The following is a 13,463-nucleotide window of genomic DNA, read 5'->3' on the forward strand; positions in this document are numbered from 1 at the left end:
TTGTTCGTATCTTCCTTAGGCATACGTTGCTCCTCAATCCGTAAGTGACAACCTAAAAAACTATAGGAAAATACTGATTATTTGCCCAGTTATCGATCAGGTGAGTTTCGCTTTGTAACTATTTTCTGAGAGAAATAGCCGTTTGTAATAAAAATCTTAGCCTTGTAACAATTTTCTGACGTCAGCCGACAAATAAAGCAGTTATTATGAGCAATATATTTCTCAAAAATAAGTATTTTAGATTTTTTTGAGAAATATATTTCCCAAAAAAAGCTAATAAGGCCTAAAATGAGCAAAATACTGCTCACTCAGGTGTCTTATGAAATCCCTTACTATCCAAGCACTATTCGATCAACAGTGGCATGACATCGCTATCGTCAATATTGCTGAGCCGGAGAAAGGCAACGCCAGTCGATGTAGCCTTGGCTATGAGATGGATTACTCCATCGAATGGCTAGACTACGATGATGAGCATGCTTGTGGGCTGATGCTTCCGGTTCAAGTCATGATTGAACATGAATCGGATCGCTGGTTTGGCTTTTTGGAGGATATCGTTCCAGCAGGGGCTGCACGCCGCTACTTGGTGGATGCTTGGGGGTTAGCAGGTCTCTCATCCGGCGAATTGGATTCTGAGCTATTAGAAAAAGGCACCATTGCACCGGTCGGGAATTTAAGAGTTAAGGAGTCTTTACCTAAGTTACCAGAAAGTTCGACTCTTCATTTACGTAGGTTTGCTATGAAAGATGTGGTCGAGCGAGATTCTGACTTTTTAGCTTATGCTCAGGAAATGGGGGCGATCAGTGGTGGTGCGACGGGCGCTGGCGGTGAAGCCCCTAAGTTGTTGTTGCGTTGCTCTAATAGCGAAGAAGTTTGGATTGATACCTTCCAAGACCAACATACGATTGCCGATGCCCATTACTTGGTGAAATTTCCCAGAGGGAAGCGCCGTACACAAGATGATTGCGATATCTTGCGCGCTGAGTACCACTTCTACCAAGAGCTAACTGCCATGGGCTTTAACACCATCAATACGGAAGGCATGTGTCTCATCGAAGGGGATCGCTACCCTTCCCTTTGGTTACCTCGCTTTGATACTCATTGGAATGGAAATGCTTGGGAGCGTTATGGTTTGGAGTCGATTTTCTCTGTGCTGCATAAACCTGCTGGCAGTTATTTAAACCATTTTGAAGTGTTGCGCTCAGTCTGTGCTTTGCTTGCCAAACGCTCTGCGATATTTGACCAGCAGCGTTTTGTTTGTGAATGGCTGGCTCGCGATTTATTAAACATTGCTTTTGGCAATACTGATAATCATGGCCGCAATACCGCTCTACTAAAACGCCCGAATGATATTTGGCTGTCTCCTATCTATGACTTTGCGCCGATGAAAGTTGACCCAGAAGGCGTTACACGTACTACCAAATGGGGCTCACCTTTTGAGGAAGGCGGCGAATACCGCTGGCACGACATCACGAAAGAATTAGAAGATCTGTGTCCCAGTGACATTTCATTTTCTACTCTGCAAAACACTGCTCAAAAGCTTGTGGGACTACAGGATAGATTAATGGAACGCGGCGTCGCAAAACGTATTTTAAGCGTTATTCAAATCGAATGGTTGGAAACTAAACTGACTCGCTGGGGGCTTTTATGAGTATGACACCAGCCGAACGACAAGCATTGTTGGTGCAACTACTAAAACAGCATTTATTGGGCGAGATTAGCCAAGGGCAAATGCTTAAAAAGCTACGCAAAGAGGTCTTAGGTTTTTCTCAAACCCGCTATGCGGAGTTTGTCGGTGTGAGTCGTCGTACGCTAACAGATATAGAGCAAGACAAAGGCAACCAAGCCCAGTCAATGATTGATACCGTGTTTAAGCCGTTCGGTATTAAGTCTGGTCTGACTCCAATTCACCCACATGTGGCAAAACATATGATGACTGGTGATTGAAACAATTGGGAGCCGAGATCTTCCCTCAGGGGCAGATCTCTTCCATATGGCCTTCGCCAGCTTGTTGGTCTACGAATTCGCTTTTTCGACAATCCTTTCCAGCAACGGCATCCAGTCACTTTCGACCTTAAGCCCGAAACATTCCTCTAACGCATCGGCTAGTTGCTCTGGGTTCAATTCTCGTCGCTCTGGGACGCCGTTGCGCGGGCGAATTGTTAGGCGGTTGTTCAGCAGTGCATAGCGAGTGTCTGGTGTTGCTCGCGCCATCATTAGGTTGTGGCGGAATTTGGAGTTTGGGCTGGCGGAGGTAAACCAGTTGGCCACTTCCATATCAATCGGTTCCTGAGGTTGACTGCCGATGTTGTATAGGTCTTCCCATTGTCCCTGTATGTTTACTTGTAACATCCAGCCGTGATCGTGCGTCTTAAAGCGAAATGCTTCGTGTTTGCCCTGTTGTTCCTGCTCGGTTTCCAACCGTAGTGGATCGGTCAGGACGAGACCACCATAGCCCACATCGGCCAACCACCATTCGCCGTCGATTCGCACTTTTAGCACCTGATGGGTTCGTGGGCCAAGTGGGGTGTCGTCCGGGTGGCGCCAAACGGTACGCGCCATTAAGGATTCGGCCTCAAACCCGAGTTGCTTGAGCACTTCCAGAAACAAGGCATTCTGTTCAAAACAGTAACCACCGCGACGGTCATCGATGAGTTTTTGCTGGATGTTATCAAGATCTAGACTAATGCCACGATCAAGCAAGACATCAATATTCTCAAAGGGGATATAAGCCGGATGCAAGGCGTGGATGGCTTGCAGGGTGGACAGCTCCGGCGTCGTAGGTCCCTGATAGTGGATGCGGTCAAAGTAGTTTTGCAGATGAATCATGTGTCATTCCTGTTGATCAGCAAGAAGCTGTCGTTACGAGTCTACCGTCATATTATTTGGAATCGGCACACTGAACAATTCAAAACAGGTGAAAAATGGATTCTGCTAGCTCGGCGTTTACCGAGCTTGCTTAGCGTTATCGCCTTGGGGTTTTCTTCGACGAGGTGTTTTTCGCGGTTCGGTAGCCACTAACTTAGCTGGGGCCTGAGTCGCTTTAGACGTTTGCTCGGTCTTGGGTTTCTTTGGCTTTTTCGGTTTCTTGGGTTTGATTGGCCGAGTATCGAGTTTGGATTCCGGCAAACGCTTTTCTGGTGGGAAGGCCGGCTCGACTTGACGCTCGATCAGTTCACCAATCACACGCTCGATAGCGAACAGTTCGCTGATGTCTTCTTCGGTAACAAAGGAGACAGCATGACCGGTTTCCCCGGCACGTCCGGTACGGCCAATGCGGTGTACGTAGTCTTCCGGCACTTTGGGCAGGTCAAAGTTCACCACATAGGGCAACTGGCTGATATCGATACCACGGGCAGCAATGTCGGTTGCTACCAAGACTTGTACAGAGCCTGCCTTGAAATCCGCTAGGGCTTTGGTACGGGCGTTTTGACTTTTGTCCCCATGGATCGCCGCGGCGCTGATGTCTTTGGCCGATAGCATTTTAGCAATTCGGTTAGCGCCATGTTTGGTTTTAGAAAAAACCAACACCTGGCGCCAGCCTTCTTGTTTGATCAAGTGAATCAAGAGCTTGGTTTTGTTTGGCTTGTCCACTTCAAACACAGTGTGGCTGATGGTCGGCGCTTTGGTGTTTGCTGGTGAAACGGACACCTCTTGCGGCGCGTGCACAAAGCGTTCTGCCAGTTCTTTAATAGGGTTGGAAAAGGTAGCGGAGAACAGCAGTGTCTGACGTTGTTTCGGAATCAAAGCCACGATCTTTTTCAAGTCGTGGATAAAGCCCATATCCAACATGCGGTCGGCTTCGTCCAATACGAGGATTTCCAGACGATCCAACTTAAGGGCATTTTGCTGATACAAATCCAACAAACGTCCAGGTGTAGCAACCAGCACATCGGCACCACCACGCAGTTTTTGCATCTGGGGGTTAATCTTTACACCACCATAAACCACGGTGCTTTTGATCGGCAAATGCTTGCTGTATAGGGCCACGTTGTCGGCGACCTGTTGTGCCAATTCACGGGTAGGCGTGAGCACCAATGCCCGCACGCTGTTGTTACGCGCCCCTTGGCCCTTTAATAAGTTTTGCAGCATGGGCAAGGTAAAGCCTGCCGTTTTGCCCGTCCCGGTTTGTGCCGCCGCCATCAAATCCTGACCGGACAACACCACTGGGATGGCTTGTTGTTGAATCGGGCTAGGTGTGGTGTACCCTTTCTCTTTTAGGGCTTTTAGGATACGCGGGTCTAATCCAAGGGACTCAAAATTCATTAGGTTACTCAATTGATCATAGGAAGGCGCGAAGCCTACCCTTTGTCGGCGACATTTGCGAGGAATAAGCGCCAGCCAATGGAAGTATTACTTCCAAGAATGGGTGACATTCTAATTATTCCTTTTACAAATAGGAGCCTCCGGCCCATGCTAGCGCCCTTATTTTATCGCAGTCGGAGTAAAGGTTGTTATGTGGGTGTTGGTCACGTTATTCGCAGCGGCTTGCCAATCCATGCGTACCGCTTATCAAAAAACACTGTCCCAAGAACAGGGCTTTCTCCACGCTACTATGTCGCGCTCTTTATACGGGTTGCCATTGGTGACCTTGTATTTGCTCGGTGTGTGGTGGCTACTCGGTGGTGTTGAATTTCCGGCAGCGGGCCAATTTCTACTGTATGGAACCATCTGCGCCATTGCTCAGATTATGGCGACCTATTTGATGCTGCGTGTATTCCAGTCCGGTAGTTTTGCTTTGGGAACGCTGCTAGCCAAAACTGAAGCCGTGCTCGCTGCTGTCATTGGCATTCCATTACTCAACCACTCTCTGAACGGCATTGCGTGGGCGGGCATCGTGTTAGGCGTGTTGGGTGCCTTGGTCATGAGCCTAAAGCTGCAAAATCTCCGTCATGCCCATAAAGATATGTCTTTGATTGCCGGACTGGGCAGTGGTTTGTGTTTTGCCATCACCTCGGTCACGGCATCGTTAGCGAGTCATTCCCTGCAAGGCTCTATTATCACCAGTGCCGGTGTGACCTTGTGGTACGTTTTGGCGCTACAGTCGCTCTTGCTGTGTGGGCTGCAAATTGCGTTGACCAAAGACCGCCTCGCACCGGTCAATCGCTCGGTCAAACTCAGTGTGAAGGTGGGTGTGTTAAGCTCGTTGGGCTCGATCGGCTGGTTTACCGGCTTTGCGTTGGTAAACCCAGCTTTGGTGAAAACACTAGGGCAAGCCGAAATCCTTGGCACTTTGTATTTTTCCAAACGCCGATTCAACGAGCGCGTAACCGCCCAGCAGTGGGCGGGTGGCGCGATGATCTTAGTGAGCGTTTTGCTAGTAACCTTGGCGACGGTAATCTAGCTAAAGGTTACCGCATCATGCTTTATGTAAAGCGGCAAAGCTCTCCATTTTCTTTGCTAGGTCGAAGTCTTTCTCCGACAAACCTGATACATCGTGGGTTATCAGTTGTACCGCTACCTTGTTGTAAACATTCGACCATTCTGGGTGATGGTCTTGCCTTTCCGCATACAAGGCGCACATGGTCATAAAACCAAAGGCCTGCTGAAAATCTTTGAATTTAAACGCTTTCGCAAGCTTGCCGTCGATGATCTCCCAAGGAGTTGGCAGACCCGTGTTAAGTTCACTCAAGGCTGCTTGGCTTTGTACTGTTGTCAGTTTGTGGGTTGGCATGGAGTTTGGTTCCTTTATTTTACAATGCGTAATTCAAGACCCAAGGCTTTTATCACCTTGAAGATGGTATCGAACTGAGGGCGAGCGCCCAAGCGTAGTGCTTTGTAGAGACTTTCTCGACCAAGACCACTTTCTCTCGCTATTTCTGCCATGCCACGAGCTTTGGCAATATGCCCCAAGGCAGCAATAAGCTCATCGGTATCGCCATCCTCAAGCACCATCGAAAGATATGCCACAATATCTTCCTCGGTATGAAGCTGCTCCGCCATATCGAAGGGTTTAAGCTTACTGTTTATCATGGTTCGATCTCGTTCAATTGGTGAGCAATGAATTTAGCTTTTGCAATATCTCTACTTTGAGATGATTTATCTCCCCCGCCAAGCATCACCAATAAGGTGTTGCCATGTAGCAGATAGTACATTCGCCAACCTGGCCCAAAATGTTCACGCATTTCGTAAAGATTCTCACCGATTGACTTTACATCACCTAGTATCCCACGTGAGGCTTTTTCGAGTCGGCGTGATAAGCGAAGTCGCGTCGTGCTATCTTGTAAGCCACTTAACCAAGCATCAAATTCGTCCGTGAATTTAACATCATACATATAAGATTTCCGTATCCAAGTGAATACACTCTAGTGCGAAAAAGAAGATAGTTCAAGTTGATAGATAACTTCCTATTGAGAGCAACTTTGCTGACGATAAGGTAGGAATAGACTATATTGCCATGGCTGCTCTTGCTGGAAGAGAGGCTCGGAATTTAAAGCGGTTGTCACAACGAAGGGGTTGGAAGTGATTGAATCTCTGTTAACTAAGTATCTTGGCGTATCTAAGTTTGATGACCAATACCGCCATCTGAGCCTTACGTTAATTTCTATTGTCTCTTGTACCGGGGTTGCGGCGTTTTTCGCATTTTATAACTCAGTTATCGATTACTACCCATCGCTGTTTTATGTGGATTTAGCTGGAACTCTGCTGGGGATTGTCTCACTCTATATTGTTCTACGTTTTCAGCGTGTCTTACTTGCCTCGTTTATCTTGCTGATCATGGTAACAGGTGTTTGCCTGATGGTGATGCTCGACCGCCATAACCTAGACTATTCGCTCGCATGGGCGTTTGTGACTCCGTTGCTAAGTATTTTCTTGCTGGGCTATCTGTACGGCACGCTATACAGCATGGTGTATCTGGCAGTGGTATTGTGGCTGGCGTGGAGTAACTTAGGGGTCTGGCAGCCGGCACCTTGGGATATGGATTCATTCGCGAATCTAACCGCGATTTATCTGCTGTTATTTATGCTGTCTTGTTACTACGAAGCCAGTCGTCGCTCCGCGCAAAAGCTACTGCAACAGTCCAATCAAAAGCTGAAAGTCCTGGCCACTACAGACCCGCTAACGGGTTTGTTCAACCGTCGTTACATGGAAGACCTGCTGCTTAACTCAAACCAAAATGTCTTTGTCGCCATGGCAGATGTGGATAATTTTAAGAGTATTAATGATGAATTTGGCCACTCGGCTGGGGATGAGGTGCTAATTGGTGTTGGGCATGTCATGGGGGACACATTCGGTTTAGACGGTGTTATTGGGCGCTGGGGTGGTGAAGAATTTCTGATAGTGAGCTACGCCCAAAATAGCCAAGACTTCGAAAAACAATTAGCCCTGTTGCTAGAACGTATCTCTAGCCATTCATTTTCCATCGAACGCCCAGTTACCATTAGCCTAGGCGGCGTGCATTATAAGGCGCTAGAACACCGCGCCACCCTGCGAGCAGTCGACGAAGCCCTATACCGAGCGAAAACCTCCGGCAAAAACTGTTATAAATTGGTGGGAGATCCGTAGTATGGATAGCACAATACCTAACCATACCACACCGCAGCTGCCGCAAGCCGCCAGTGCGATTCAAAAAGATGTGCCGCTAAAAGAGATTTTAAGTGCCACTAGCATTGGCTATTTGGCACGCAATATCGAGCTGGTCTTCCCTAACTTTGACAAGGACTCATTTAGTACGCAAGCAACGACCGGGCTTGATGAGCTAACTTTGATGCAACGGGCGGATCATATTGCTACGGCGTTACGCGCTCATTTGCCAACATCTTACCAAGACGCGATTGATATCTTAGTGGCGTCTTTTACTCCTGAGCTGACCCAAAGCAGCGACAATGGCCTAGCGGTATTTTTCTACCTGCCGCACAGTGCTTTTATTGCAAAATACGGCGTGAAAGCAAGTGGCGAGGAAACGGATCCATTTGACCTATCCATGGCAGCTCAGTACCAATTAACCAAACGTTTTACCGCGGAATTTTCTATCCGCTCATTTCTGTTACATGACCCCAACCGAGCACTGGCAACGATTCAAACTTGGCTGAGTGACCCTGATGAACATGTGCGCCGGTTATGCAGTGAAGGGACGCGCCCACGCTTGCCTTGGGGAAAACGCTTACCAGATTTTGGCAAGACCCCTGATAAAGTGCTGTTTATCTTAGAAGCGCTTAAAGATGATCCAAGCCTTTACGTACGACGCAGTGTCGCCAACCATTTAGGCGATATAGCCAAAGACCAACCTGACTGGGTTTTGGAAATTTGTCGTAACTGGGGGGAAGAGGCTAATAAAGAACGGCGCTGGCTAATACGCCATGCTATTCGGTATCTGGATAAGAAAAACTATCCCGGTGCAAATGAACTGCGTCGCCAGATGAAGTAATGACTTTCCGCTCAATGGAAATAGACAGCGGAAAGTCATTCATAAAGGAGCGTTACACCGGCTTAAGCCGCATCTAGCGCTTGGCTTATATCCGCTAGGATATCGTCGATATGTTCAATCCCTACGGAGATACGCACCATATCTTCACTAGCTCCCGCTTTCTTCAGCTCTTCCGCATTTAGTTGGCGGTGGGTAGTCGATGCAGGATGGCAGGCCAAAGACTTGGCGTCACCGATATTCACTAGGCGTAAAATCATTTGCAACGCGTCGATAAAACGACCACCTGCTTCACGACCACCTTTTATACCAAAGCTGATAATGCCCGACGCTTTACCACTGGTGATCTTTTCACAGGTGGCATGATATGGGCTATCTGGCAAAGCGGCATAGTTAACCCAACTTACTTTGTCATGCTGTTGCAAAAAGGCGGCGACTTTTTCCGCATTCTCACAGTGGCGCTCCATACGTAGCCCCAAGGTTTCAATGCCTTGCAGGATCAAGAAAGTATTTTGTGGCGATAAGGCAGCGCCGGTGTTACGCAGTGGCACCACTCGACAACGGCCAATGTAAGCCGCTGCGCCAAGAGCCTCGGTATACACCACACCATGGTAAGACGGGTCTGGTTGATTGAGCATAGGGAAACGCTCTGCATTACCAGCCCAGTCGAACTTGCCAGAATCAACGATGATGCCGCCAACGCTGGTACCGTGACCGCCCATGTATTTGGTGAGTGAGTGCACCACAATATCGGCACCATGTTCGAATGGACGACATAAGTATGGAGTTGCGACCGTGTTATCCACGATGAGTGGCAAACCGTGTTTATGAGCCAATGCGGCTAAACGCTCGATATCCACCACATTACCCGCAGGGTTACCGATGGATTCACAGAAGATCGCTCGAGTATGATCGTCAATGGAGGCTTCAAAACCCGCGTAATCATCGTGGGAAATCATGCGTACTTCGATGCCCTGTTTCGGGAACGTGTGGGCAAATAGGTTGTAGGTGCCGCCGTATAGCTGGCTAGTACTCAGAATATTGTCACCCGCCTCTGCAATACACTGAATAGAATAAGTAATTGCTGCCATACCAGAGGCGACTGCCAAGGAGCCTATACCGCCTTCCAAAGCGGCCACACGCTGCTCCAATACGGCATTGGTCGGGTTCATAATACGAGTGTAAATATTGCCCTGTACTTTTAGATCAAATAAGTCGGCACCATGTTGGGTGTTGTCGAAAGTGTAAGAAGTGGTCTGGTAGATCGGCACCGCTGCCGCTTTGGTGGTTGCTTCGGAAGTGTAGCCATGGTGCAAAGCAAGAGATTCCAATTTCATACGTTAGCCTTATCATTATTTGCGTGTTCATTGGTAGCGAGCAGGGGCATCCCTGAATGCGCGAGCCATCTATCATGACGGCTTTTGCAAGCGACGAAAAGGGCTTTTCTGGTCACTATTTGTTAAAATAACAGCCTCTGTTGACCCTTCTCTGAGTATTCAGATCTCATCCATAAGGCAGGCTATGACCGTTCTGTTAATGACGCCCCCAATGACTCAATTAAATACGCCCTATCCAGCCACTGCGTATTTAACCGGTTTTTTACGCTCCCGTGGTTACCAAGCAGTACAGCGTGACCCTGCCATTGAGTTGTTTTTGGAAATGATGACCGCCCAAGGGTTGGATATTATGCGTCAGCATGTGGAGGAGAATTTCGAACAATTCGATGACGACGAGCTACCGGATGTTATCTATACCTTTTTAGCCGAATTCGATCGCTACCAGCTCTGCGTCGAGCCGGTCATCCGATTTCTACAAGGGAAAGATCCAAGTTTGGCCTTGCGCATCGTCTCAAGACGCTTCTTACCGGAAGGCCCTGCATTTGATGCCATCGAACAGATGGAGGCCATTTCCGGAGACGTACTGAAAAATGCTTTCGGCGACTTAGGCGTACAAGACAAAGCCAAGTATTTAGCAACTTTATTTATTAACGATCTCTCTGCCGTTATTACCCAAGGGGTCGACCCCTACTTCGAGGTCAGTCGCTACGGCGAGCGACTCGCCGCAGCGAACCCAACCTTTGATGACCTGTACGATACCCTAATGGGGGAACCTAGTTTTAGCTCGGAAATTCTCGAACAATTGGTGGAAGTGTACCTTGAAGAAACCCAGCCCTCCGTCATCGCCTTAACGGTGCCTTTTCCAGGGAACGTATTAGGTGCGCTACGCATTGCTCAAACCTGCAAAGAGATTAATCCAGACATTCCCATTGTCATGGGCGGCGGATTCGTGAACACCGAATTGCGAGCATTAAAAGACCCGCGCGTTTTTGAATTTGTCGATTTTATTTGTGTCGATGATGGCGAACGTCCCTTCATGACTTTGTTAGAATTTTTTGATGGTAAACGGGATATCGATGAGTTAGTACGTACTTACTATCTAGCTGAGGACGAAGATGGTGAGCCATTTGTTTACTTTAGTGATAACAAGAGCTTACATGACATTCCACAAACGGACGTCGGTGCTCCGGTCTACGATGGCCTGCCGCTGACTGAATATCTCTCCTTGTGTGAAATGCTCAACCCAATGCATCGCATCTGGAGCGATGGCCGCTGGAACAAACTGACTATCGCCCACGGTTGCTATTGGCGTAAATGCAGCTTCTGCGACATCAGCTTGGATTATATTGACCGCTATGATGCCGCTGGGGCAGATATCTTAGTAGATCGTATTGAGCAGCTGATTGCCGAGACCGGTCAGACTGGTTTCCACTTTGTGGATGAAGCGGCACCGCCAAAAGCATTATTTGCCTTGGCTGAACGCCTGATAGAGCGGGGCGTAGTGATCAGCTGGTGGGGAAATATTCGCTTTGAGAAAACCTTCACACCAGAACGTTGCCAACTACTGGCAGATTCTGGCTGCATTGCTGTTAGCGGTGGTTTAGAAGTCGCGTCCGATCGTTTACTTAAACTGATGAAAAAAGGCGTTAGCGTAGAACAAGTTGCTAGGGTAACAAAAGCCTTTAGCGATGCTGGTATCTTAGTACACGCCTACCTGATGTATGGTTTCCCGACGCAAACAGAGCAGGAAACCATTGACTCGTTAGAGATGGTACGACAAATGATGCAGGCAGGCTGCTTTCAGTCTGCCTACTGGCACCGCTTTGCCGCGACAATCCACAGCCCTATCGGTATCGCCCCCGACGAATATGGCATCACCCTAGCAGAGCGGCCTGAAACCCTATTTGCCGAAAACGATGTGGACTTCTTTGACCCCACCAACACAAATCATGACATGCTTGGCGCTGGCTTACGTATAGCACTTTATAACTTCATGCACGGTATTGGTTTTGATCAGCCGCTAGACTTTTGGTTTGATGAGAACGTGGCGAAAACCCGTGTTAAAAAGGATCTGGTGACTAAAGCTATTAATGATCTGATAGTGATCAGCTAACCACTAACGCTGCATACAACCACTGTTCCATTTGAGGGCAAGTAAGCTAGACTCAAGAGATCACAAAAAGCGGGATGCAACATGAGTACAGATCACTCCTCAATTGTTTTACTAGCCATAGCACTTTCATTGGGTTTGCTTGTTGGGGTTGAGCGAGGGTTCAAATATCGGGAACAGAAGGAAGGTTCGCGCATAGCGGGGCTTCGCACTTATAGCCTCATCTCTCTTTTAGGTGCAGTTGCGGTGATGATGTCGCAACAACTAGGAAATTACTTTGTTGGTATCGCCTTTGCTGCCCTAGCGATTGCTTTGATTGCGTCTTACAGCATTAATAGCACCCGGGAAAACGCTTCTTTAACCTCTCTTATCGCGGCTTTACTCACGTTTAGTTATGGTGCTCTGGTGATGATGGGCTATGTCACTGAAGCCGCATCATTGGCCGTTGTGACGACCTTAGTATTAAGTATGAAGGGGGAGCTGCACCGCTGGCTTCACTTTATCGATAAAAAGGAATTATGGGCAGCGTTAGAACTACTGCTCATTTCGGTGGTGATATTATCCATTATTCCCAACGAAGATATGGGCCCATGGGATGCATTAAACCCCTATGAAATATGGTGGATGGTCGTGCTGATCTCTTCCATTTCCTTTGTAGGTTATTTCGCGATGCGTATCGCAGGGGCACGTAAGGGCATTATGCTCACCGCCTTATTTGCTGGCTTTGCTTCATCTACCGCACTCACACTACAATTTTCTCGAATGGCGAAGCAAGTTCCCGCGGCCTCCCCTCTACTTGCGGCTGGTATTTTATTTGCCTGCGGCACTATGTATCCGCGGGTATTACTCGTTGCTAGCGTTATTAACCCTGAATTAATGGTGCCACTCGCTATCCCAACCTTAACAATGGCGCTGGTTACCTACATCCCCGCACTTTGGCTTTGGTTTAAAGGCAATCAATCTGTGCCGGAGAATATCGCTCCACCGGCTTCACCACTTTCCCTATGGTCGGCTTTAGGCTTCGGGGTACTACTCAGCGCAATCTTACTTCTCAGCAGCGCATTACAAGCAACGCTAGGTGATACGGGCATATTGATACTCGCTGCAGCCTCTGGTGTGGCGGATGTGGACCCAATTAACCTATCACTTTCCGGTATGAGCCGAGAAGGTTTGGCATTAGACACAGCGGTATTAGGTATAGTGATTGCTGCCAGCGTCAACGGCGTGCTTAAAGCTGGCATGATCGGTGCTATCGGTGGTAGAGAAATGTTTAACCGTGGCAGCGTTAGCTTATTAGCTGCGAGCATTATTGGGCTGCTTATAGCTTCTTTATTATAGATTGCAGAGTAAAGTTTATAGAGTGTTCGGTCCGGCTGACAGGCTTCATTATCAGACCCTCAGTATCTATGTTGGAGAGAATGACCTAGCCGCAGCCTTTTGTGTATTCTGACCCCAGTAAGGGTTGAAGCATCCCCGTCACTCGCCATCAGCATCTTGAGCTATTCGTTATGCTGTCGTCCGAGAAGCGAATGCCTACCTAGATTGTTATGCTTTTTGCTTGTCAGCAAGCACAAAAAAGCCCTGACCGTTTCCGATCAGGGCTTCTGTGTTTGAAGCTTGACGACGACCTACTCTCACATGGGATCTCCCACAC

General features: G+C 48.2%; 13 protein-coding genes. 7 read left to right on the forward strand and 6 right to left on the reverse strand.

The features are described from left to right. Positions 1 to 319: 319 nt before the first annotated feature. Positions 320 to 1,648, forward strand: coding sequence for a type II toxin-antitoxin system HipA family toxin (locus FJM67_RS14030; RefSeq protein WP_140590487.1), 1,329 nt, complete (start codon positions 320 to 322; stop codon positions 1,646 to 1,648). Beyond that, on the forward strand, positions 1,645 to 1,944 hold the full coding sequence (locus tag FJM67_RS14035; RefSeq protein ID WP_140590490.1) for a helix-turn-helix transcriptional regulator: 300 nt from the start codon (positions 1,645 to 1,647) through the stop codon (positions 1,942 to 1,944). The genes FJM67_RS14030 and FJM67_RS14035 overlap by 4 nt, the downstream gene beginning before the upstream one ends. A 69-nt stretch (positions 1,945 to 2,013) precedes the next feature. Here the strand turns inward: FJM67_RS14035 and FJM67_RS14040 are convergent, their stop codons facing one another. Together FJM67_RS14040 and FJM67_RS14045 are read right to left on the reverse strand one after the other, a co-directional pair. Then, positions 2,014 to 2,826, reverse strand: a complete 813-nt coding sequence (locus FJM67_RS14040) for an arylamine N-acetyltransferase family protein (RefSeq protein ID WP_140590492.1) — start codon at positions 2,824 to 2,826, stop codon at positions 2,014 to 2,016. Between the two features lie 117 nt (positions 2,827 to 2,943). Further along, entirely contained in the window at positions 2,944 to 4,263 is a 1,320-nt protein-coding gene (locus tag FJM67_RS14045) for a DEAD/DEAH box helicase (protein ID WP_140590495.1), read from the reverse strand. Between the two features lie 190 nt (positions 4,264 to 4,453). Here FJM67_RS14045 and FJM67_RS14050 point away from each other — a divergent pair, with 190 nt between their 5' ends. Beyond that, a complete protein-coding gene (locus FJM67_RS14050) occupies positions 4,454 to 5,341 on the forward strand; it encodes a DMT family transporter (protein WP_140590497.1) in 888 nt (295 codons plus the stop codon). A 15-nt stretch (positions 5,342 to 5,356) separates the two neighbouring features. Here the strand turns inward: FJM67_RS14050 and FJM67_RS14055 are convergent, their stop codons facing one another. Genes FJM67_RS14055 through FJM67_RS14065 form a run of 3 tightly spaced genes read right to left on the reverse strand, consistent with a single transcriptional unit; the run spans position 5,357 to position 6,272 of the window. Continuing rightward, positions 5,357 to 5,671 carry a 4a-hydroxytetrahydrobiopterin dehydratase gene (locus FJM67_RS14055; RefSeq protein ID WP_140590500.1) on the reverse strand — a complete coding sequence of 105 codons (315 nt, stop codon included), beginning with the start codon at positions 5,669 to 5,671 and terminating at the stop codon, positions 5,357 to 5,359. Between the two features lie 14 nt (positions 5,672 to 5,685). Next, positions 5,686 to 5,970: an addiction module antidote protein gene (locus FJM67_RS14060; RefSeq protein ID WP_140590503.1), complete on the reverse strand. Its 285-nt coding sequence runs from the start codon at positions 5,968 to 5,970 to the stop codon at positions 5,686 to 5,688. Beyond that, the gene (locus FJM67_RS14065; RefSeq protein ID WP_140590505.1) at positions 5,967 to 6,272 is read right to left on the reverse strand and encodes a type II toxin-antitoxin system RelE/ParE family toxin; all 306 of its coding nucleotides are present in this window, start codon (positions 6,270 to 6,272) and stop codon (positions 5,967 to 5,969) included. The genes FJM67_RS14060 and FJM67_RS14065 overlap by 4 nt, the downstream gene beginning before the upstream one ends. Positions 6,273 to 6,459: 187 nt before the next feature. On the opposite strand from FJM67_RS14065, the gene FJM67_RS14070 reads away from it, so the two are divergent. After that, positions 6,460 to 7,503, forward strand: coding sequence for a GGDEF domain-containing protein (locus tag FJM67_RS14070; RefSeq protein WP_140590508.1), 1,044 nt, complete (start codon positions 6,460 to 6,462; stop codon positions 7,501 to 7,503). Position 7,504: 1 nt separating this feature from the next. Next, the gene (locus FJM67_RS14075) at positions 7,505 to 8,365 is read left to right on the forward strand and encodes a DNA alkylation repair protein (protein WP_140590510.1); all 861 of its coding nucleotides are present in this window, start codon (positions 7,505 to 7,507) and stop codon (positions 8,363 to 8,365) included. Positions 8,366 to 8,427: 62 nt separating this feature from the next. Here FJM67_RS14075 and FJM67_RS14080 read toward each other — a convergent pair whose 3' ends face one another. Next, entirely contained in the window at positions 8,428 to 9,699 is a 1,272-nt protein-coding gene (locus FJM67_RS14080) for an O-acetylhomoserine aminocarboxypropyltransferase/cysteine synthase family protein (protein ID WP_140590513.1), read from the reverse strand. A gap of 184 nt (positions 9,700 to 9,883) precedes the next feature. On the opposite strand from FJM67_RS14080, the gene FJM67_RS14085 reads away from it, so the two are divergent. Further along, positions 9,884 to 11,812 carry a B12-binding domain-containing radical SAM protein gene (locus FJM67_RS14085; protein ID WP_140590516.1) on the forward strand — a complete coding sequence of 643 codons (1,929 nt, stop codon included), beginning with the start codon at positions 9,884 to 9,886 and terminating at the stop codon, positions 11,810 to 11,812. 81 nt (positions 11,813 to 11,893) lie between these two features. Next, complete coding sequence (locus FJM67_RS14090; protein WP_140590518.1) at positions 11,894 to 13,147, forward strand: MgtC/SapB family protein; 1,254 nt, start codon at positions 11,894 to 11,896, stop codon at positions 13,145 to 13,147. Positions 13,148 to 13,463: the final 316 nt, after the last annotated feature.

It is taken from the genome of Maribrevibacterium harenarium (genome assembly GCF_006385675.1).
Classification (GTDB): Bacteria; Pseudomonadota; Gammaproteobacteria; order Pseudomonadales; family Marinomonadaceae; genus Marinomonas; species Marinomonas harenarium.

Excerpts from the sequence above, each read along its gene's own strand:
- FJM67_RS14080 (WP_140590513.1), bottom strand. The coding sequence starts at position 9,699 with ATGAAATTGGAATCTCTTGCTTTGCACCATGGCTACACTTCCGAAGCA.
- FJM67_RS14040 (WP_140590492.1), bottom strand. The coding sequence starts at position 2,826 with ATGATTCATCTGCAAAACTACTTTGACCGCATCCACTATCAGGGACCT.
- FJM67_RS14045 (WP_140590495.1), bottom strand. The coding sequence starts at position 4,263 with ATGAATTTTGAGTCCCTTGGATTAGACCCGCGTATCCTAAAAGCCCTA.
- FJM67_RS14050 (WP_140590497.1), top strand. The coding sequence starts at position 4,454 with ATGTGGGTGTTGGTCACGTTATTCGCAGCGGCTTGCCAATCCATGCGT.
- FJM67_RS14065 (WP_140590505.1), bottom strand. The coding sequence starts at position 6,272 with ATGTATGATGTTAAATTCACGGACGAATTTGATGCTTGGTTAAGTGGC.
- FJM67_RS14030 (WP_140590487.1), top strand. The coding sequence starts at position 320 with ATGAAATCCCTTACTATCCAAGCACTATTCGATCAACAGTGGCATGAC.
- FJM67_RS14075 (WP_140590510.1), top strand. The coding sequence starts at position 7,505 with ATGGATAGCACAATACCTAACCATACCACACCGCAGCTGCCGCAAGCC.
- FJM67_RS14055 (WP_140590500.1), bottom strand. The coding sequence starts at position 5,671 with ATGCCAACCCACAAACTGACAACAGTACAAAGCCAAGCAGCCTTGAGT.
- FJM67_RS14060 (WP_140590503.1), bottom strand. The coding sequence starts at position 5,970 with ATGATAAACAGTAAGCTTAAACCCTTCGATATGGCGGAGCAGCTTCAT.
- FJM67_RS14090 (WP_140590518.1), top strand. The coding sequence starts at position 11,894 with ATGAGTACAGATCACTCCTCAATTGTTTTACTAGCCATAGCACTTTCA.
- FJM67_RS14035 (WP_140590490.1), top strand. The coding sequence starts at position 1,645 with ATGAGTATGACACCAGCCGAACGACAAGCATTGTTGGTGCAACTACTA.
- FJM67_RS14085 (WP_140590516.1), top strand. The coding sequence starts at position 9,884 with ATGACCGTTCTGTTAATGACGCCCCCAATGACTCAATTAAATACGCCC.